The 19,103-nt window shown below is 67.2% G+C and carries 16 protein-coding genes; 7 read left to right on the top strand and 9 right to left on the bottom strand.

Going from position 1 to position 19,103, the window contains the following annotated elements; genetic code table 11:
* Window positions 1–236 precede the first annotated feature (236 nt).
* Both ppk2 and ACYX7E_RS03265 read right to left on the bottom strand, forming a co-directional pair.
* A complete protein-coding gene (gene ppk2 / locus ACYX7E_RS03270) occupies window positions 237–1,160 on the bottom strand; it encodes a polyphosphate kinase 2 (RefSeq protein WP_462079127.1) in 924 nt (307 codons plus the stop codon).
* A gap of 194 nt (window positions 1,161–1,354) precedes the next feature.
* Window positions 1,355–1,693, bottom strand: coding sequence for a P-II family nitrogen regulator (locus ACYX7E_RS03265; RefSeq protein ID WP_462079126.1), 339 nt, complete (start codon window positions 1,691–1,693; stop codon window positions 1,355–1,357).
* 170 nt (window positions 1,694–1,863) lie between these two features.
* Between ACYX7E_RS03265 and ubiK the strand changes: the two genes are divergently transcribed.
* From ubiK to ACYX7E_RS03250, 3 genes are all read left to right on the top strand, one after another.
* Window positions 1,864–2,136 carry a ubiquinone biosynthesis accessory factor UbiK gene (gene ubiK / locus ACYX7E_RS03260; RefSeq protein ID WP_462079125.1) on the top strand — a complete coding sequence of 91 codons (273 nt, stop codon included), beginning with the start codon at window positions 1,864–1,866 and terminating at the stop codon, window positions 2,134–2,136.
* Between the two features lie 12 nt (window positions 2,137–2,148).
* Complete coding sequence (locus tag ACYX7E_RS03255; protein WP_462079124.1) at window positions 2,149–3,651, top strand: YifB family Mg chelatase-like AAA ATPase; 1,503 nt, start codon at window positions 2,149–2,151, stop codon at window positions 3,649–3,651.
* A 161-nt stretch (window positions 3,652–3,812) separates the two neighbouring features.
* Window positions 3,813–5,897 carry a S9 family peptidase gene (locus ACYX7E_RS03250; RefSeq protein ID WP_462079123.1) on the top strand — a complete coding sequence of 695 codons (2,085 nt, stop codon included), beginning with the start codon at window positions 3,813–3,815 and terminating at the stop codon, window positions 5,895–5,897.
* Window positions 5,898–6,015: 118 nt separating this feature from the next.
* Here ACYX7E_RS03250 and aceA read toward each other — a convergent pair whose 3' ends face one another.
* Together aceA and aceB are read right to left on the bottom strand one after the other, a co-directional pair.
* Window positions 6,016–7,353 carry an isocitrate lyase gene (gene aceA / locus ACYX7E_RS03245; RefSeq protein ID WP_462079122.1) on the bottom strand — a complete coding sequence of 446 codons (1,338 nt, stop codon included), beginning with the start codon at window positions 7,351–7,353 and terminating at the stop codon, window positions 6,016–6,018.
* A gap of 173 nt (window positions 7,354–7,526) precedes the next feature.
* Window positions 7,527–9,149 carry a malate synthase A gene (gene aceB / locus ACYX7E_RS03240; protein ID WP_462079121.1) on the bottom strand — a complete coding sequence of 541 codons (1,623 nt, stop codon included), beginning with the start codon at window positions 9,147–9,149 and terminating at the stop codon, window positions 7,527–7,529.
* 116 nt (window positions 9,150–9,265) lie between these two features.
* On the opposite strand from aceB, the gene ACYX7E_RS03235 reads away from it, so the two are divergent.
* Window positions 9,266–10,234 (top strand): LysR family transcriptional regulator, encoded by a 969-nt coding sequence (locus tag ACYX7E_RS03235; RefSeq protein WP_462079463.1) that lies wholly within the window; start codon window positions 9,266–9,268, stop codon window positions 10,232–10,234.
* 29 nt (window positions 10,235–10,263) lie between these two features.
* Here the strand turns inward: ACYX7E_RS03235 and ACYX7E_RS03230 are convergent, their stop codons facing one another.
* The 4 genes from ACYX7E_RS03230 to arfB form a co-directional block, all read right to left on the bottom strand.
* Entirely contained in the window at window positions 10,264–10,689 is a 426-nt protein-coding gene (locus ACYX7E_RS03230; protein ID WP_462079120.1) for a GNAT family N-acetyltransferase, read from the bottom strand.
* Window positions 10,690–10,833: 144 nt separating this feature from the next.
* A complete protein-coding gene (gene dcp / locus ACYX7E_RS03225; RefSeq protein WP_462079119.1) occupies window positions 10,834–12,984 on the bottom strand; it encodes a peptidyl-dipeptidase Dcp in 2,151 nt (716 codons plus the stop codon).
* 142 nt (window positions 12,985–13,126) lie between these two features.
* On the bottom strand, window positions 13,127–13,750 hold the full coding sequence (locus ACYX7E_RS03220) for a lysophospholipid acyltransferase family protein (RefSeq protein ID WP_462079118.1): 624 nt from the start codon (window positions 13,748–13,750) through the stop codon (window positions 13,127–13,129).
* A 24-nt stretch (window positions 13,751–13,774) separates the two neighbouring features.
* Window positions 13,775–14,197, bottom strand: a complete 423-nt coding sequence (gene arfB / locus ACYX7E_RS03215; RefSeq protein WP_462079117.1) for an alternative ribosome rescue aminoacyl-tRNA hydrolase ArfB — start codon at window positions 14,195–14,197, stop codon at window positions 13,775–13,777.
* Between the two features lie 181 nt (window positions 14,198–14,378).
* On the opposite strand from arfB, the gene ACYX7E_RS03210 reads away from it, so the two are divergent.
* Entirely contained in the window at window positions 14,379–14,891 is a 513-nt protein-coding gene (locus tag ACYX7E_RS03210; protein ID WP_462079116.1) for a DUF2059 domain-containing protein, read from the top strand.
* A 36-nt stretch (window positions 14,892–14,927) separates the two neighbouring features.
* On the opposite strand, the gene ACYX7E_RS03205 is transcribed toward ACYX7E_RS03210, so the two are convergent.
* Window positions 14,928–15,641, bottom strand: coding sequence for a pseudouridine synthase (locus tag ACYX7E_RS03205; protein ID WP_462079115.1), 714 nt, complete (start codon window positions 15,639–15,641; stop codon window positions 14,928–14,930).
* A 64-nt stretch (window positions 15,642–15,705) separates the two neighbouring features.
* Here ACYX7E_RS03205 and ACYX7E_RS03200 point away from each other — a divergent pair, with 64 nt between their 5' ends.
* Entirely contained in the window at window positions 15,706–18,477 is a 2,772-nt protein-coding gene (locus tag ACYX7E_RS03200) for a M16 family metallopeptidase (RefSeq protein ID WP_462079114.1), read from the top strand.
* A gap of 118 nt (window positions 18,478–18,595) precedes the next feature.
* Complete coding sequence (locus ACYX7E_RS03195; protein ID WP_462079113.1) at window positions 18,596–19,084, top strand: GNAT family N-acetyltransferase; 489 nt, start codon at window positions 18,596–18,598, stop codon at window positions 19,082–19,084.
* The last annotated feature ends 19 nt before the right edge of the window (window positions 19,085–19,103 follow it).

Raw genomic sequence — 19,103 nt, 5'->3', positions numbered from 1 at the left:
CAGTCCGGGCGTACAGCTCAGAATCTGTTCCCGATCTTTCGCGAGCGCCGGCAGATGGTGTGTGGCGGAGCACAGAAAGCGCAGTGTATGTGCGGATACATGAGCATTTGTAGCCACCGTCCGTGGTGGCCACCCTTCGGGCCATCGCTGCCGCGATGTCAAGAACCGCTCCTGGCGGTTCTTTCGAGCACCGTACACGCGCCAGCTGGCTGGCGCAGCAAGATCGTGAACGGTTCTCAGTACACGGTCGGGATCACCAGTTGCTGCGGCACCGGGTTACGCAGGTAATCGGGATGGTGCACGCGCGCCGGCAACTCGACCGGTTCGTGCACGATCTCGCCGCAGGGAATCTGCGCCAGCAGGTGATGGATGCAGTTCAGCCGCGCGCGCTTCTTGTCGTTGCCCTCGACGATCCACCACGGCGCTTCGGGAATATGGGTGCGCTCGATCATCTCTTCCTTGGCCTTGGTATAGGCCTCCCAGCGACGCCGCGACTCCAGGTCCATCGGCGACAGCTTCCATTGCTTCAGCGGATCGTGGATGCGCATCTGGAAACGACGGTGCTGCTCGTCGTCGGTGATCGAGAACCAGTACTTGATCAGGATGATGCCGGAGCGGATCAGCATCTTCTCGAATTCAGGCACGCTGCGGAAGAACTCCTCGCGCTCGTCATCGCTGCAGAAACCCATGACCCGCTCGACGCCGGCCCGGTTGTACCAGCTGCGGTCGAACAGCACGATCTCGCCGCCGGCCGGCAGGTGGGAGACGTAACGCTGGAAGTACCACTGCGTGCGCTCGCGCTCGCTCGGCGCGGGTAGCGCGGCGACGCGGCAGATGCGCGGGTTCAGCCGCTGGGTGATGCGCTTGATCGCACCGCCCTTGCCGGCGGCGTCGCGGCCCTCGAACAGCACCACCACCTTCAGCTTGCGATAGACCACCCAGTCCTGCAGCTTGACCAGCTCGCCCTGCAGGCGCAGCAGCTCGCGGAAATAGTGGCTGCGCGAATAGCCCGAGGCATCGCCGCCGCCGTTGCGGTCGACCAGCGCGTCCAGGCGGACGTCGTCGACCTCCATCTCGAGTTCTTCATCGAGGTCGTCCAGGATCTCGGCCTGCAGCAGGCGGGTGTATTCCGCCATGTCGGTGTCGCGATTCATGGTCATGCGATGACGCGTCCTGCCGGGATCCAGCGCGACATCATCGACAGCGCATGTGACAGTCCGATGACAGCCCGGATCCGCAGCCCGGGCGGCCAGGCAAGGAGATGGCTCGGCACAGGCGACCGCACGGTCGCAGCAGGGTCGGGGCGGGCCTGGCGTGGCGGTCCGGCGACAATGCGCCGGCCGCATCGCGTCCGCTACAGCGCGTCGCCGTCCATTTCGCCGGTGCGGATCCGCACCACGCGCTCCAGGTCGTAGACGAACACCTTGCCGTCGCCGATCTTGCCAGTGCCGGCCGCCTTCAGGATGGCCTCGGTGACGGTGTCGACCTGCTCGTCGGTCACCGCGACCTCCAGCTTGATCTTGGGCAGGAAGTCGACCACGTACTCGGCGCCGCGGTACAGCTCGGTATGGCCCTTCTGGCGCCCGAAGCCCTTGACCTCGGTCGCGGTGATCCCGGCCACGCCCGCCTCGGCAAGCGCTTCGCGCACGTCGTCGAGTTTGAACGGCTTGATGATCGCCATCACCATCTTCATGACAGGTGTCTCCAGTAGGGCAGGGCCAGCATACCGGGCGGCACTGGCGGGTGCTGTAGGATAGCGCCCCCGGCCGTCGGGTTTCCCCTACGACCGGCCGCGGGCCGCGCCGACTGTCCCTACACGACGATCGCGCGAAGCTGTCACGCATCATCCGCAGGAGCCACGCCATGATCGACCTCAGCCATATCGACGATCTCGCCCGACGCCTCAGCGGCCTGGTGCCACCGGGCCTGCGTGAAAGCCGCGAGGAGATCCAGGAGAACTTCAAGGCCGTGCTGCAGTCCGGCCTGGCCAAGCTCGACCTGGTGACGCGCGAGGAGTTCGACGTCCAGCGGGCCGTGCTGCTGCGCACGCGCGAGAAGCTGGAAGCGCTGGAACGGCTGGTCGAGGATCTCGAATCCCGGCAGGCCGGCACCGCCGACACACCCGCCCAGCACTAGGCGCACGCCACCATGGGACTTGCGCTCGTGCACGGACGTGCACGCGCAGGCGTGCGCGCGCCGGCGGTGCAGGTCGAGGTGCACCTGTCCGGAGGACTGCCGTCGATGTCGATCGTCGGCCTGCCCGAAGCCGCGGTGCGCGAAGCCAAGGACCGCGTGCGCGCCGCGATCCAGTGCGCGCAGTACGAATTCCCGGCCCGGCGGATCACCGTCAACCTCGCGCCAGCCGACCTGCCCAAGGGGGGCGGCCGCTTCGACCTGCCGATCGCGCTCGGCATCCTCGCCGCAAGCGGCCAGATCCCGGTCGAGGCCCTGGCCAACCATGAGTTCATCGGCGAACTCGGACTGACCGGCGAACTGCGGCCCGTGGATGGCGTCCTGCCCGCGGCCCTGTCGACGGCGCAGGCTGGTCGCCGGCTGGTCGTCGCACCCGCCAACGGCGAGGAAGCCGCGCTGGCCTCCGGCCTGGAGGTGCTGACGGCGCGCACCCTGCTCCAGGTCTGCGCGATGCTCAACGGCGCCAAGACCCTGCCGACCGCCGTCGCGCCCCGCTGCCTGCCGGTTCTCGGGCCGGACATGCGCGATGTCCGCGGCCAGCCGCATGCCCGTCGCGCGCTGGAGATCGCCGCCGCTGGCGGACACCACCTGTTGCTGGTCGGTCCACCCGGTTGCGGCAAGACCCTGCTGGCCTCGCGCCTGCCGGGCCTGCTGCCCGAGGCAAGCGAGGCCGAGGCGCTGGAAGCCGCTGCGGTCGCGTCGGTCAGCGGTCGCGGCGTCGACCCCGCGCGCTGGCGCACCCGCGCGTTCCGCGCGCCGCACCACACCGCCAGCGCGGTCGCCCTGGTCGGCGGCGGGGCCGAACCACGCCCCGGCGAGATCTCGCTGGCGCACCATGGCGTGCTCTTCCTCGACGAGTTGCCGGAGTGGGATCGCCGCGCCCTCGAAGTGCTGCGCGAGCCGCTGGAGTCGGGCGTCGTCACCATCTCGCGCGCTGCCCGCCAGAGCGAATTCCCGGCCCGCTTCCAACTGGTCGCGGCAATGAACCCCTGTCCCTGCGGCTGGGCCGGCGACACCTCCGGCCGCTGTCGCTGCACACGCGACCTGATCCAGCGTTATCGCGCGCGCATTTCCGGTCCCCTGCTCGATCGCATCGACCTGCACGTCTCCGTGCCGCGCCTGCCGCCGGCCGACCTGCGACCGGACGGCCCCGATGGCGAAGCCAGCGCCGACATCCGCGCACGCGTCGCACGGGCGCGCACGCTGCAACTGCAGCGCAGCAACTGCATCAACGCCGCCCTCGACCAGCCCGCGACCATGGCGCATTGCCGGCTGGCCCCGACCGACCAGGCCCTGCTCGAACGCGCGATCGACGCGCTGCAGCTGTCAGCACGCTCGATGCACCGCATCCTGCGGGTAGCACGCACGATCGCCGACCTGGCCGACAGTCGCGACCTCCAGACCCCGCACCTGACGGAGGCGCTGGCGTATCGAAGGATGGAACACGAAGATTCCTGACCGCCGGACTGATAAACCCACACCAACGGATAAGGGTCCGTCGCGCCGCTGTTGTCGTGGCAACCCCTGCCGTCAGTCACCCGCCTGTTTAACGATCTTCAAACATTCGGCCATTCAGGCCTCTGTAGCGTGGCTGCACCGCCCTTGCCCTTGGATCACCCATGCAGCGCACCCTTCTTGTTTCCGGCCTTGCCCTGGCGCTGGCCGCCTGCAGCAACCCGTCGTCCACCGACACCTCGGCCACCGCCAACGCCCCGGCCGCCAAACCCGTCACGCTTGAAGACGTCGAACTGATCCCGCGCGAAGCGCTGTTCGGCAACCCGGAACGCGCCGGCGTGCAGCTGAGCCCGGACGGCAAGTACATCAGCTGGATCGCACCGGTCAACGGCACCCAGAACGTCTGGATCGCGCCCGCCGACAACCTCGACGCCGCCAAGGCGATCACCAACGATACCGCCCGCGGCATTCGCAATTATTTCTGGTCCTACCAGCCCGACACCCTGCTGTACCTGCGCGACAACGGCGGCGACGAGAACTTCCATCTGCACGCGGTCAACCTGACGACCGGCGAGAGCCGCGACCTGACGCCCTTCGAGAAAACCACCGCCCAGGTTGCAGGCGTCAGCCACCGCAATCCGCAGACGATCCTGGTCGGCATGAACGACCGCGACGCGCAATGGCACGATCTCTACAGCGTCGACCTGGTCACCGGTGCGCGCACGCTGGTCGAGAAGAACACCTCGCAGATCGCGGGCTATGTCGTCGATGGCGACTATGCATTGCGCTATGCGACGCGCAGCCGTCCCGATGGCGGCATGGACGTGCTTCGTCGCAACGGCACAGCGTGGGAGAAGCAGGACGACGTGCCGTTCGAGGACGTCATGACCACGAGCATCACCGGGCTGACCGATGACGGCAGTACGCTGTACCTCAGCGATTCGCGCGGCCGCAACACGGCGGCGCTGTTCGCAGTCGACACCGCGACCGGCAACAAGACCCTCGTGCACGAGGATGCCCGCGCCGACATCGGCGGCGGCATCAGCGACCCGCGTACCGGCAAGCTGCAGGCGGTCTCGGTCAATTACCTGCGCGAGGAGTGGAAGACGCTCGACGACAGCATCAAGGCCGACCTCGACAAGCTCAAGGCGATCGGTCCCGGCGAGGCCTCGGTCAATACGCGCACGCTCGACGACAAGACCTGGATCGTCGCCTACTCGGCGGCCGAATCCCCGGTCGAATACTACCGCTACGACCGCGCCGACGGCGGCAAGCTGACCAAGCTGTTCTCCGGCCGGCCGGCGCTGGACGGCAAGCCGCTGGTCCCGATGTGGCCGCAGGAAATCACCTCGCGCGACGGCAAGACTCTGGTCAGCTACCTGACTCTGCCCAAGCATGCCGATGCCAACAACGACGGCAAGGCCGACGCTCCGGTGCCGCTGGTGCTGCTGGTCCACGGCGGCCCCTGGGGTCGCGACAGCTATGGCTACAGCGGCTACGACCAGTGGCTGGCCAACCGCGGCTACGCCGTGCTCGGCGTCAACTTCCGCGGCTCGACCGGCTTCGGCAAGGCGTTCACCAATGCCGGCGACGGCGAATGGGCCGGCAAGATGCACGACGACCTGATCGATGCCGTGCAGTGGGCCGTCAAGGAAGGCGTGACCACGCAGGACAAGGTCGCGATCATGGGCGGCAGCTATGGCGGCTACGCGACGCTGGTCGGCCTGACCTTCACCCCCGACGCGTTTGCCTGCGGTGTCGACATCGTCGGCCCGGCCAACCTCAACACCCTGCTTGCGACCGTGCCGCCGTACTGGGCCAGCTTCTTCGAGCAGCTTGCGCGCCGCATGGGCGACCCGCGCACCGAAGCCGGCAAGGCCTGGCTGACCGAGCGCTCGCCGCTGACCCGTGTCGATGCAATCAAGAAGCCGCTGCTGATCGGCCAGGGTGCCAACGACCCGCGCGTCAAGCAGGACGAGAGCGACCAGATCGTCAACGCCATGACCGCGAAAAACATCCCGGTCACCTACGTGCTGTTCCCCGACGAAGGCCACGGCTTCCATCGCCCGGAGAACAACAAGGCGTTCAACGCAGTGGCCGAAGGCTTCCTCGGCCAATGCCTGGGCGGTCGCGCGCAGCCGATCGGCGACGAACTCAAGGGCTCCAGCATCACCGTCCCGACCGGCGCCGACGGCGTCCCCGGATTGGCCGATGCGCTGAAGACCCACACCCAGGACGTACGCAAGTAGGGCGCGTCTCGCGCCTCTACAAAGCAATCGCGTAGCGCGGGTCTAGACCCGCCACACGTTTGGCAAATGAGAAGGGGCGGCCAATGGCCGCCCCTTCCGGTTCCGCCCTGCGCCTGTATCAGGCGGCGGCTTTCTCGTCGGTGTAGAACTGCTCTTCTTCGGTCGAGCCGGTCAGCGCGGTGACGCTGGAGGCGCCGCCCTGGATGACGGTGGTGACGTCGTCGAAGTAGCCGGCACCGACTTCCTGCTGGTGCGAGACGAAGGTGTAGCCCTTCTCGCGTGCGGCGAATTCCTTTTCCTGGACCTGCTCGACGTAGTGCTTCATGCCTTCGCCGCGGGCGTAGTCGTGGGCGAACTGGAAGCTATTGAACCAGTTGATGTGGATGCCGGCCAGGGTGATGAACTGGAACTTGTAGCCCAGCGCCGACAGGTCGTCCTGGAAACGGGCGATCTGGCGGTCGTCGAGATTCTTCTTCCAGTTGAAGCTCGGCGAGCAGTTGTACGACAGCAGCTTGCCGGGATGCTTGGCCAGCACGGCCTGCGCGAACTCGCGGGCGAAGCCGATGTCCGGCGTGCCGGTCTCGCACCAGACCAGGTCGGCATAGGGCGCATAGGCGATGCCGCGCGAGATCGCCTGCTCGAGGCCGTTGCGGACCTTGTAGAAGCCTTCCGCGGTGCGCTCGCCGGTGACGAAGGGCTTGTCGTTGGCGTCGAAGTCGGAGGTCAGCAGGTTCGCAGCCTCGGCGTCGGTACGCGCCAGCACGATCGACGGCACGCCGAGGACGTCGGCCGCCAGGCGCGCAGCAACCAGCTTCTGCACTGCTTCCTGCGTCGGCACCAGCACCTTGCCGCCCATGTGGCCGCACTTCTTGACCGCTGCGAGCTGGTCTTCGAAATGCACGCCGGCGGCGCCGGCCACGACCATGTTCTTCATCAGCTCATAGGCGTTGAGCACGCCACCGAAGCCGGCCTCGCCATCGGCGACGATCGGCAGGAAGAAGTCGATCGCGTCGGCCTGGCTGGCCTTGCCGTCGCAGATGTTCTTCCACTGGATCTCGTCGGCACGCTGGAAGGTGTTGTTGATCCGGCGCACCATCGTCGGCACCGAGTCATAGGCGTACAGCGACTGGTCGGGATACATGGTCTCGGACGTGTTGCCGTCCGCAGCGACCTGCCAGCCCGACAGGTAGACCGCTTCGAGGCCTGCCTTGGCCTGCTGCATCGCCTGGCCCGCGCTGATCGCGCCGAACGCGTTGACGTAGCCCTTCTTGGCATCGCCATTGATGAGGGCCCACAGCTTCTCGGCGCCGCGCTTGGCCAGCGTGTGTTCGGGCTGCACGCTGCCGCGCAGACGCACGACGTCCGCCGCCGAGTACGGGCGCTGGATGCCGTTCCAGCGGGGGTTGGTGTTCCAGTCCTGCTGCAGGGCGTCGATCTGTTGCTGTTGCGTGCTCATGGCGAAGTCCTTCGGAATTGGGATGTTGAAATGGGGAATCTGGAACTGGGAATTCGAAAGTCGGAATTTGAAGCTGGGAATCTGGAGCCGGGAAGGCGCATGGGCGTGAAGCGCCCGGGATGCCGGAACCGCTTTGTTCCGATGCCCGATGCCCGGCTTCCTACTGCCCGCCTTCAGATGCGTGCGTACGCAGGCAGTGTCAGGAATTCCTCCAGCGTCTCGCGGTGCGTCAGGGCTTCCAGCATCGCGATCGCTTCGGGGACGCGGCTGGCGCCGGGGATGGCCTGGCCGGCCAGGCGCGAGGGCAGGTTCAGCAGCACGCGGTCGAACAGCGCATCGTCGATGGCAGTGCCGTCGTGCAGGTGCAGGCAATGCTGGCCGGCGCCGCAGTCGGTGTCCTTCGAGCGCTGCAGCCACTGCCACAGCTGCGTGCGCGCGATCTCGGCGGTGGCGGCGTCCTCCATCATTCCGTGGATCGGCACGCAGCCGTTACCGTCGAGCCAGGCGGCGAGGTAGCGCACGCAGACTTCGACATTGCCTTCGAAGCCCAGGCGCGTGATCGTGCCCAGCGACGGCTTCAGCAGGTCGTCGCGATGCACGACGACTTCGTCTCGGGTCACATGGTGCTGGTGCGGCGACGGCATGCGTTCGTCGAAGATCTGGCGCGCGACCGGGATCAACGCCGGATGCGCGACCCAGGTACCGTCATGTCCGGCGGCGACTTCGCGCAGTTTGTCGGCACGCACGCGGGCCAGCGCCTTGTCGTTGGCCTCCTCGTCGCCGCTGACCGGAATCTGCGCGGCCATGCCGCCCATCGCGTGGGCGCCACGGCGATGGCAGGTCTGGATCAGCAGTTCCGAGTACGCGCGCAGGAAGGGCTCGGCCATGGTCACCTGCGAGCGCTCGGGCAGCACGCGGTCGCGATGCGCACGCAGCGTCTTGATGTACGAGAAGATGTAGTCCCAGCGGCCGCAGTTCAGGCCTGCGATGCGGTTGCGCAGCGCGTGCAGGATCTCGTCCATCTCGAACGCGGCCGGCAGCGTCTCGATCAGCACGGTGACCTTCATCTGCCCTTCGGGCAGGCCCAGCGCCGCTTCGATGTGGGTCAGCACCTGCTGCCACAGCGCGGCTTCCTCGGACGACTGCAGCTTGGGGATGTAGAAGTACGGGCCGCGATCGCGCGCCGCCAGGGTCCTGGCGTTGTGGAACGCGAACAGGCCCAGGTCGAACAGCGACGCGGACATCGACTCGCCATCGACCAGCACGTGCTTCTCGTCCAGGTGCCAGCCGCGCGGGCGCACGATCAGCACGGCCTGCTCGTCGCGCGGCTTCAACGCGTAGTGCTTGCCATTGCCTTCGAAGGTCAGTGTGCCGGCGACGGCTTCGCGCAGCGCACGCTGGCCGGTCAGCAGGTTGCTCCAGGTCGGGGCGGTCGAGTCCTCGAAATCGGCCATGTAGCAGTTGGCGCCGGAGTTCAGGGCATTGATGACCATCTTCGGGTCGACCGGCCCGGTGATCTCGACGCGGCGGTCCTGCAGCGCGGCCGGCAGCGGGGCGACGGTCCAGTTGCCGGCGCGGATGGCGCGGGTGTCGGCGCGGAAGTCGGGCAGGGCGCCGGCATCGAACTCGGCCTGGCGCTTGCGACGAGCGGCCAGCGCGGCCTGGCGCAGCGGCTCGAAGCGGTTGTGGAGCTCGGCCAGGAACACCTGGGCGGACTCGCCGATCAGGTCGGCGGGCGTGCCTGCCGGCAGCGACAGGGTGGGCTGGGGGTTGAATTGTTCCAGGGCGGCGGACATCGGGGTGGCTCCTGCGTCTGTATTGCGGTGCAGCAGACACTCCTCTCATGCCTAGTATTTGACAAGACAGTTTTTTCAATGTAATTCATTAATTTAACTTATATTTGATGAAACCAATGCCTGCCGGCGACGCCGCCCTGCCCCGATTTGCCTACAAAAGCGACCGTTTGAAGCCGTTGCGGGCCTTCTGCCAGACCGCTCGCCTGGGTTCGGTCTCACGGGCGGCGGAGGCCCTGTACGTCAGCCAGCCGGCGATCACGCTGCAGCTACAGGCGCTGGAGCGGGAGCTGGGGGTGCGCCTGTTCGAGCGCGTGGGCCGCCGCCTGACCCCGACCCGCGAGGGCGATGCGCTGTACGAGCTGGCGCGGCCGCTGGTCGACGGGCTGGACGCGTTGCCGGCGGCGTTCCGCCAGCAGGTGCAGGGCTTCGACGCTGGCGAACTCAACATCGCCGCCAACAGCACGACCACGCTGTACCTGCTGCCGAAAATCGTCGCCCACTTCCGCCGCCAGCATCCCGACGTGCGCCTGATCCTGCACAGCGCGATCAGCGCCGACGGCACCGACCTGCTGCGCGAGAACGCGGTCGACCTGGCCTTCGGTTCGATGGTCGATGTCCCCGGCGACCTGAGCTACGCCCCGGTCTACCGCTTCGACCAGGTCTTGATCACGCCACCGGACCATCCGCTGGCGGCGCTGGAGACGCTGAGCCTTGCCGACATCGCCGCCCACGACCTGATCCTGCCGCCCAAGCGCCAGGTCACCTGGCGGCTGGTCGACCAGGTGTTCCAGCAGCACCGCACGCCCTACCGGGTGGCGCTGGAGGTCGGCGGCTGGGAAGTCATCAAGCAGTATGTGGCGATGGGCATGGGCGTCAGCATCATTTCCTCGATCTGTCTCAACGAGGCCGACCGCGACGTGCTGGCGATGCGCCCGCTCGACAAGTTCTTCCCGGCACGCAGCTATGGCGTGGTCATGCGCAAGGGCAAGCTGCTGTCACCGCAGGCGCGGGCGTTCGTCGACCTGGTGCAGCCGGACCTGTTCGTGCGCCGCGACTACTACGACAGCGGGCACTCGGAACGCTGAGTCGACCTGGATCGGGTTTGCCGGATGGCTCAGTCGGTGTCGGCCTGCAGTGCAGGCCGCATCCAGGCCATGCCGATACTGGCCGGCGCGGTCGGCACGAAGCCGAACTGCGCGTACAACGCGTGTGCCTGGCAGTCGGCGATCAGGCTGACGTAGCCGCTGGGCGGCACCTGGTCGCGCAGATAACCGGCGATCTCGCCCATGATCCGTTTGCCCAGTCCCCGGCCCTGGTGCGCAGGCGACACCGCGATGTCGACGACCTGATAGAAGCAGCCGCCATCGCCGATGACGCGCCCCATGCCGACCGGCTCATCGCCGGCAAGCACCTGCACGGCGAACAGCGATGCCGGCAGGCCGCGCGCAGCCGCTGAAGCCGTCTTGGGGCTCAGGCCCGCGTCGACACGCAGGCGGCGATAGGTTTCGACATCGGGAATCTCGTGGATGACACGATACATGGCGCATTCCTGCCTTTGGATTTCGGTGCTGCGACGACGCCGCAGCGACCGGACCGGCATCGCCACGCCTCAGGCCATCGCACTACGTCACGATGCGCATCGACGCAGCGCGCGACGCCCTCGGGCATCGCGCGCCTATCGGCATCACTTCAGGCCACGATGTTCCAGCAGCGGCTCGACGCTCGGGTCCTGTCCACGGAATTCGCGATAGGCGACGGCGAGGTCGCGCGAATGGCCGATCGACAGGATCCGGTCGCGGAAGATCTGGCCGTTCTCGCGGGTCAGTCCGCCACGCTCCTTGAACCACTGGAAGGCGTCGTGATCGAGCACTTCCGAGCCGAAGTAGGCGTAGTAGCCGGCCGCGTAGCCGCCGCCCCAGATATGGCTGAAATAGCTGGTGCGGTAGCGCGGCGGGACCGCGGCCAGGTCAACCTTGTACTGCGCCAGCGCCTGCTTCTCGAACGCGTCGACATCCTGCTTGGCGCCGCCGGCCGGCAGCATGTGCCAGGCCAGGTCGAGCAGCGCGGCCGACAGGTATTCGGTGGTCGCGTAGCCCTGGTTGAACGTGCGCGCCTTGACGATCTTGTCGACGAGGTCCCTGGGCATCGCTTCGCCGGTCTGGTAGTGCTTGGCGTAGTTGGCGAACACCTTGGGATCGAGCGCCCAGTGCTCGTTGAACTGCGAGGGGAACTCGACGAAGTCGCGCGGCACGTTGGTGCCGGCCAGGCTCGGGTACTTGGTCTTCGAGAAGAAGCCATGCAGCGCGTGGCCGAACTCGTGGAACAGCGTCGTGGTGTCGTCCCAGGTCAGCAGCGCGGGCTGACCGGCGGCGGGCTTGGTGAAGTTCTCGACGTTGTAGACCACCGGGATCGTGCCGGTCAGCGCATCCTGCTCCACGAAGTTGCCCATCCAGGCGCCGCCCTGCTTGCTGTCGCGCTTGAACGGATCCAGGTAGAACAGCGCCAGCTGCTTACCGTCCGCATCCATGATGTCGAACACGCGCACGTCCGGGTGATAGACCGGGATGTCCTTGCGCTCCTTGGCGATGATGCCGTACAGCTGGTTGGCGGCGAAGAACACGCCGTCGTGCAGCACGCGGTCGAGCTCGAAGTACGGCTTGATGCGGGCTTCGTCGAGATCGAACTCGGCGCGGCGCACCTGCTCGGCATAGAAGTCCCAATCGGCCGCCCCGGCGGTGAAGCCGCCCTTCTGCGCGTCGACGACGGCCTGGATCTTGGCCAGCTCGGCGCGCGCACGCGCGGTCGCGGCCGGCACGGTGTCGGTCAGCAGTTTCAGCGCGACCTCGGGGGTGCCCGCCATCTGGTCGGCGATGCTGTAGGCGGCATAGTTCGGGAAGCCCAGCAGCTGCGCCTTGCGCGCACGCAGTTCGGCCAGGCGCTGGATCGTGGCGCGGGTATCGTTGCCGTCGCCCTTCTCGGCGCGGCCGGTCGAGGCCGCCATGACCTGCTCGCGCAGCGCGCGGTCTTTCAACGAGCCCAGCACCGGCTGCTGGGTCGTGTTCTGCAGGCTCAGCAACCATTGGCCGTCCTTGCCGGCCGCCTTCGCGGCGTCGGCCGCCGCAGCGATGGCCGCGTCGTCGAGGCCTTCGAGCTGCGCGACATCGGTCACCCACACGCCGCCGGCATTGCCGGCTGCCAGCAGCTTGTTGCCGAACGCCGTCGACAGCGAGGACTCCTCGGAGTTGAGCTTGCGCAGCTCGGCCTTGTCGGCATCCGACAGCAAGGCACCGGCGCGTTCGAAGTTACGCTGGTAATGCTCGATCAGCATCTTCTGCTCGGCATCCAGGCCCAGCAGCTCGCGCTGGTCGTAGAGCGTCTTGACGCGCGCGAACAGTTTCGGATCGAGGTGGATTGCGTCGCTGTGTTCGGCCAGCTTGGGCGACAGCGCTTCCTCGGCCGCCTGCAGGGTATCGTTGGTATTGGCGCCTGCAAGCGCGAAGAACACGCTGGTCGCGCGCGTCAGCAAGGCACCGCTGCGCTCCATCGCTTCGATGGTGTTGGCGAACGTCGGCGCTTCGTCGTTGTCGGCGATCTCGCGGATCTCGGCCAGGTGCCGCTTCATACCTTCTTCGATCGCAGGCTGGTAGTCGCCGTCCTTGAGCTTGTCGAATGCCGGCGCCTGGAACGGCAGCGTGCTTTCGGAAAGCAGGACGTTGTCGCCGGAGGCCGGCGCAGTGGTCTGGGAAGCGGGCATCGTGGACTCGGTTGAGGTGCGGTCAGCGCAGGCGGCAAGCGCCAGCGCGATGGCGGAGGTCAGGATCAGCTTTCGCAGCATGGGAACGCTCTCGATGGATGGCACGGGTGGCCGGCCGGGAAACGCCAAGCATGACGCATGGGCCCGTTAACGAGGAGTGTCGATGCGGGTGGCAAGTGGAAACCCGCCAGTTTCGGCACACCCTTGCGCGCCCCGTAGCGCCTCAGGTCGTGCCGCGGTTCTTGCCGATCCAGGGCGCGTACCAGGTCCGCAGCGCCTGCATGTCGGCTTGCATGTCGTCACCGGGCTGGAACAGCGGACCGATGCCGATGACCTTGTCCGGATAATGGAAATACGCCGTCAGGATGGGCACGTCGGCGGCCTTGGCGATCTTCCAGAAGCCGCTTTTCCAGCGTTCGACGCGCTTGCGCGTGCCTTCCGGCGTCAGCGCGTACCACATGCGGTCGGCGCCGCGGATCAACGCCCCGGCCTGTTCCACGGTGCCCTGTGGCGAGCTGCGATCCAGCGGAATCACGCCGAGCCGGCGCAGCAGCGGGCCCAGCGGCCACCAGAACAGCTGGGCCTTGCCGAGCACCCGCACCTCGAATCCCATCGCGAGCTTGGCTGCGAATCCCCAGAAGCCGTCCCAGTTGGATGAATGCGGCGCCACGATCAGCACCAGCCGGGGCACGTCGGGCAGCGTGCCGACCACACGCCAGCCGCCCAGGCGCAACGCGGTGCGCCCCAGCCAGCGGGTGAATGCATTGGGCTTGACCCTCGGCGCATTCGGCGGAAGCGCCGGCACCAGGTCATCGACATCTCTACCGCCACCCCCAACCTCGGTCATGCGCCTCCCAAGCCTGCCGGCCCCTCAATCCCAATCGCGCTTGCTGCGCTCGCGCTTGATCGTACTACGCTCGCGTTTCTCGCCGAGGCGGCGCTCCTTGGCGCCCCGCCCCGGGCGCGTGGCGATCCTGGGCTTGGGCGCATGCAGGCCGGTCGCGATGAAGCCGGCCAGGCGCTCGCGGGCGTCCTGGCGGTTGCGGTCCTGGGTGCGGAAGCGGCTGGCCTGGATGACCATCACCCCGTCGTCGGTCATCCTGCGGTCGCGCTTGGCCAGCAGGCGCGCACGCACCGGCTCGCTCAGCGTCGGCGAGCGCGCGACATCGAAACGCAGCTCGACCGCGGTCGCGACCTTGTTGACGTTCTGCCCGCCCGGACCGCTCGCGCGCACGAAACGCTCGACCAGCTCGTGCTCGGGAATGACGGGCGCTTCGATGGCGGGCGCTTCCATGACGTGGTCTTCCGGGGGTCTGCAATGGCGATCGGCGGATCACCTTCGCCGCGTAGTGTAGGGCCAGCGCACCGCAGGGCCAGCGCTGCGCCGGCCAGCGCAGCGTTCGAGCCGCCTGCATCGGCGAGCCCGAGGCCTGCCGCTACAATCAGGCTTCACCAGACGTCCTGGAGGGACATCGATGAACAGAATGATCGCGTCGCTGCTGCTCGGCGCAACACTGTGCCTGGGTCCGGCCGCTGCATTCGCCGCGCCACCCACAGCCGAGCAAGTCGACAGGCTGCTGACCGTGATGCGCGCCAAGGACACGGTCGCGGCGATGCTGCCGCAGATCGAGGCCTCGCAACGCCAGATGGTCCAACAGCTGACCGCCGGGCAGGAACTGTCCGCCGACCAGCGTGCGCAGCTCGACCAGACGCTGCAACAATCGTCGGCCGCGGTGACCCGCGCGTTGTCGTGGGAGAAGCTGGAACCGCTGTACCGCACCCTCTATACGCAGACGTTCGAGGGCAGCGAGATCGACGCAATGGCCGATTTCTACAGCACGCCCGCAGGACAGAGCATGCTCGACAAGATGCCGCTGCTGATGCAGAACACCATGCAGGCCGTGCAGTCGTTGATCGTGCCGATGCTGCAGGAGCTGGAACGCGACATCCGCAATGCGGCGGCCGCCGAGGCCAATGACAAGAAGTAACGTTTTTCCTGCGGGTCCGGCGCGCCGCGTCCGGCGTCAATCCAGCCGGAAGCCCTCGAACAACGCCAGCGCCCGAGTGAATTCGGCATCGAGCGGCGCGGTGGCGACGATGCGCTCATCACGATGCGGATGCTGGAACGCCAGCCGGCGCGCATGCAGCAGCATGCGGTGGATGCCCAGCATGCGGAAACTGCGGTTGTGGCGGCCATCGCCATGGCTGGTATCGCCGATCAGGTGATGCGAGGCGTGCTTGAGATGACGGCGGATCTGCCGGAAGCGGCCGGTTTCCGGTTGCGCGCCCAGCAATGCGTAGCGCGAGGTCTCGAACCCCTGCGACGGCAATGACAACTCGGCCGATGCCAGCCGGGTGAAGTGTGTGATCGCCGGCTTTTTCTCGGGCTTGCCGGGACCACCATCGATGGCATGGTCGATCGTGAACGCATCCTCGGGCCAGCCGCGGCAGACCGCCAGGTAGGCCTTGTCGACATCGCGTGCCATCAGCGACTTGCCCAGCAGCGACGCGCTCTCGCGGTCGAAAGCCAGCAGCAGGCAACCACTGGTCGCACGGTCGAGCCGGTGCACCAGATGGATCGGACCACCGAACTGCGCCTTCAGTCGATCGGCCAGGAAATCGGTCTCGCCACGCGCCAGCCGGCTGTCGTGCGCCATCAATCCGGCCGGTTTGTTGACCACTGCCAGCCATTGATCGCGAAAGAGCACCTCAACGTCGTCGACAGGCACGTCCGGCATGCGGTCGGACGTGATGTTTTTGCTATGTTGGGCGCCAATTTCCATGTTCCAGGGATCTGTTTCGATGAGATTTCGCCATTCTATGGGCTTGGGCGCCCTGCTCGTGCTGTCGCTGGTGCTTCCCGTTCACGCCAAGGGACCGCAAGCCGCGACGCCGGTGGCATCGGCCGAAGGCATCTCCGAGTACGCCCTCGACAACGGCCTGCGGGTCGTACTGTTCCCGGACCCGAGCAAGCCGGTCACCACCGTCAACGTGACCTACCTGGTGGGATCGCGGCATGAGAACTACGGCGAGACCGGCATGGCGCACCTGCTGGAACACCTGGTGTTCAAGGGCACGCCGACGCATCCCGACATCACCGGCGACCTGAAGAAGCGCGGCATCCGTTTCAACGGCACGACCTGGCTGGATCGCACCAACTATTTCGCCAGCTTCGCCACCGATCCGGCGACGCTGCAGTGGCTGCTGCAGATGGAAGCCGATCGCATGGTGCATTCGCATATCTCGCGCAAGGACCTCGACAGCGAGATGACCGTGGTGCGCAACGAAATGGAATCGGGCGAGAACAATCCGTTCCGGATCCTGTTGCAGCGGCTGATGTCGACCGCCTACATCTGGCACAACTACGGCAACTCCACGATCGGCGCGCGCGCGGACGTCGAGAACGTGCCGATCGAGCGGCTGCAGGCGTTCTACCGCAACTTCTACCAGCCCGACAACGCGGTGCTGGTGATCGCCGGCGATTTCGATCCCGAAGCAACGCTGACGTTGGTTGCCGACAGTTTCGGCAAGCTCGCCCGGCCGACCCGCAAGCTGCAGGACACCTACACCCGCGAACCCGCGCAGGACGGCCAACGCAGCGTCAGCATCCGCCGGGTCGGCAAGACCCCCTACCTCGCGCTGGGCTATCACATGCCGGCCAGCCGCCACGCCGACAGCGCCGCGCTCAGCGTGCTGGGCGAAGTGCTCGGCCATACCCCGAACGGCCGCCTGCACAAAGCGCTGGTCGATGCCGGCAAGGCCACCAGCGTGGCCAACATCGAGTTCGCGATGGACGAGCCCGGCTACTTCATGGTGTTCGCCGAAGCCCCGGCCGAGTCGGACCTGGACGCACTGGAAGCGTCGATGGTCGACATCGTTGAACATAGCGCACGCAAGCCGATCACCGAGGCCGAAGTTGCCGAAGCGCGCCAGCGCATGCTGACCAACTACGAAGTGTCGATGCGCGACCCCAACGCGATCGGCGTGGCGCTGTCGGAAGCCATCGCACAGGGCGACTGGCGCCTGTTCCTGCTCGGCCGCGACCGTGTCGAGCAGGTCACGCTGGCCGACGTCGCGCGCGTCGCCGCAACCTACCTCAAGCCCGAGAACCGCAGCACCGGCCGCTTCATCCCGACCGACAAGCCCGATCGCGTGACCATTGCCGAAGCGCCCAGCGCGGCCACGCTGCTGAAGGATTATGTCGGCAAGGAAGCGGTGGCGGCCGGCGAGGCGTTCGATCCCTCGCCTGCCAACATCGACCAGCGCACACAGTCGTTCACGCTGGACAACAAGGCCGAGCTGTCGGTGCTGTCGAAATCCACGCGCGGCCGCTCGGTGCAGCTGCGCATCGACCTGCGCCTTGGCGACGAGGCCTCGCTGACCGACCGCGATACCGCGGCCAGCCTGCTGGCCGACATGCTGATGCGCGGCACCCAGGGCCTGGACCGCTCGGCGATCTCCAGCCGCCTGGTCGCGCTGAAGTCCGAACTCGACATCGGGGGTGGCCCCACCCAGGTCTCGGTGGTCGCCAATACCGACCACGACAACTTCCCGGCCCTGCTGGAACTGGTCGCGACCCTGCTGAAGCAACCGACCCTGCCCGACAACGAATTCGCGCAGTTGCGCACCCAGGCCATCACCGACCTGCGCAGCAGCATGACCGAGCCCAACGCCATCGCCAGCCGCGCGATGGGGCGCTACTACAACCGCTGGCCTAAAGGACATCCGTACTACGCGACCACGGTCGAGGAAGACCTGGCGGCGCTGCAGGCGGTGAAGCTCGACGACCTGCGCGCGTTCCACAGCAGCTTCTACGGCGCCGCCGGTGCCAGCATCGCGGTGATCGGCGATGTCGATGCCGCGCAGGTGCAGGCGCAGGTCGCCAGGCTGTTCGGCGACTGGAACGCCGCCAAGGCGTTCACGCGGATTCCGTCGCCCTACTACGGCAAGCCCGCGGTGCGCGAAGCGATCGAGACCCCGGACAAGCCCAATGCGATGTTCCTGGCGACGCTGCCGATGCCGGTGGGCCAGGACCATGCGGACTATCCGGCGCTGGTGCTGGGCAACTACATCCTCGGCGGCGGCTCGCTGAAATCGCGCCTGGCCGACCGCATCCGCCAGCGCGAAGGCCTGAGCTATGGCGTCGGGTCCAGTTTCAGTGCCAGCGCGATCGACGAGTCCGGCAGCTTCTTCGCCTACGCCATTGCAGCGCCGGAGAACGTCGCCAAGGTGGAGGCCGCCTTCCGCGAGGAAGTGGCGAAGATCGTGGCCGAAGGCGTCACCCAGACCGAGTTCGACGAGGCGCTGGACGGCATGCTGAAGGCACGTCGCACTTCGCGCGCCAACGACGGCGAGCTGGTCGCGCTGCTGGCCAGCAACCTGTACCTCGACCGCACGATGGCCGACGCGGCGAAGTTCGAAGCCGACCTGCGCGCGCAGACGCCCGACAGCGTGCGTGCCGCGCTGGCACGCCACCTGAAGCCGGCGGAGATCTCGGTCTTCGCGGCCGGCGATTTCGTCGGCGCGGCCAGCCGGGCGGGCGGAAAGCCGGCCACCGAGGGCGGCACCCGCTGAGTCGCCCCACGCGGGTACAACACCCGCGTCGAAGGCCTGCGGTCCTGCCCACTGTCGTGGGCGGATCGCAGGCCGCATGTGCGGCCCTCATGCCGCTCCCCTCTGCAGGAATCCCCCGATGACGCTGATCCGCGATGCCGTCGCCGCCGATCTGCCGGATATCCTGGCGCACAACCGTGTCGAGCAGCAGCAGACTAGCGTGCTGGACATGGCGCGCCTGCAATGGCTGGTGGGGCTATCCGACTACTGCAGGGTTGCGGTCGTCGATGGCAGCGTTGCCGGCTTCCTGATCGCGCTGCGCGAGGGCAAGCCCTACGACAGCCACAACTACCGCTGGTTCGTCGAGCGCTTGGGCGGATTCCTGTATGTCGACCGCATCGTCGTCGCTGCGGGCTACGCCGGCCTGGGCATCGGCAGCCAGCTGTATCGCGACATGTTCGCGTTCGCACGTGCGCAGGGCCTGGACACGATCACCTGCGAATACAACATCGAACCGCCGAACCCGGCGTCGCGCGCCTTCCACGACCGCTTCGGTTTCAGCGAGGCCGGGACGCAGTGGCTGGACGGCGGCAGGAAGCAGGTCTCGCTGCAGACCGCAAAGACCTGACAGTGCGTTGAGTCTGCAT

The sequence above is a fragment of the Luteimonas sp. RIT-PG2_3 genome, assembly GCF_054902115.1.
The sequence above is the reverse complement of the archived record's forward strand: the minus strand, read 5'-3'. Positions and strand labels throughout refer to the sequence as shown.

Coding starts and splice junctions, on each gene's coding strand:
- ppk2 (WP_462079127.1), bottom strand. CDS start 1,160: ATGACCATGAATCGCGACACCGACATGGCGGAATACACCCGCCTGCTG.
- ACYX7E_RS03265 (WP_462079126.1), bottom strand. CDS start 1,693: ATGAAGATGGTGATGGCGATCATCAAGCCGTTCAAACTCGACGACGTG.
- ubiK (WP_462079125.1), top strand. CDS start 1,864: ATGATCGACCTCAGCCATATCGACGATCTCGCCCGACGCCTCAGCGGC.
- ACYX7E_RS03255 (WP_462079124.1), top strand. CDS start 2,149: ATGGGACTTGCGCTCGTGCACGGACGTGCACGCGCAGGCGTGCGCGCG.
- ACYX7E_RS03250 (WP_462079123.1), top strand. CDS start 3,813: ATGCAGCGCACCCTTCTTGTTTCCGGCCTTGCCCTGGCGCTGGCCGCC.
- aceA (WP_462079122.1), bottom strand. CDS start 7,353: ATGAGCACGCAACAGCAACAGATCGACGCCCTGCAGCAGGACTGGAAC.
- aceB (WP_462079121.1), bottom strand. CDS start 9,149: ATGTCCGCCGCCCTGGAACAATTCAACCCCCAGCCCACCCTGTCGCTG.
- ACYX7E_RS03235 (WP_462079463.1), top strand. CDS start 9,266: ATGCCTGCCGGCGACGCCGCCCTGCCCCGATTTGCCTACAAAAGCGAC.
- ACYX7E_RS03230 (WP_462079120.1), bottom strand. CDS start 10,689: ATGTATCGTGTCATCCACGAGATTCCCGATGTCGAAACCTATCGCCGC.
- dcp (WP_462079119.1), bottom strand. CDS start 12,984: ATGCTGCGAAAGCTGATCCTGACCTCCGCCATCGCGCTGGCGCTTGCC.
- ACYX7E_RS03220 (WP_462079118.1), bottom strand. CDS start 13,750: ATGACCGAGGTTGGGGGTGGCGGTAGAGATGTCGATGACCTGGTGCCG.
- arfB (WP_462079117.1), bottom strand. CDS start 14,197: ATGGAAGCGCCCGCCATCGAAGCGCCCGTCATTCCCGAGCACGAGCTG.
- ACYX7E_RS03210 (WP_462079116.1), top strand. CDS start 14,379: ATGAACAGAATGATCGCGTCGCTGCTGCTCGGCGCAACACTGTGCCTG.
- ACYX7E_RS03205 (WP_462079115.1), bottom strand. CDS start 15,641: ATGCCGGACGTGCCTGTCGACGACGTTGAGGTGCTCTTTCGCGATCAA.
- ACYX7E_RS03200 (WP_462079114.1), top strand. CDS start 15,706: ATGAGATTTCGCCATTCTATGGGCTTGGGCGCCCTGCTCGTGCTGTCG.
- ACYX7E_RS03195 (WP_462079113.1), top strand. CDS start 18,596: ATGACGCTGATCCGCGATGCCGTCGCCGCCGATCTGCCGGATATCCTG.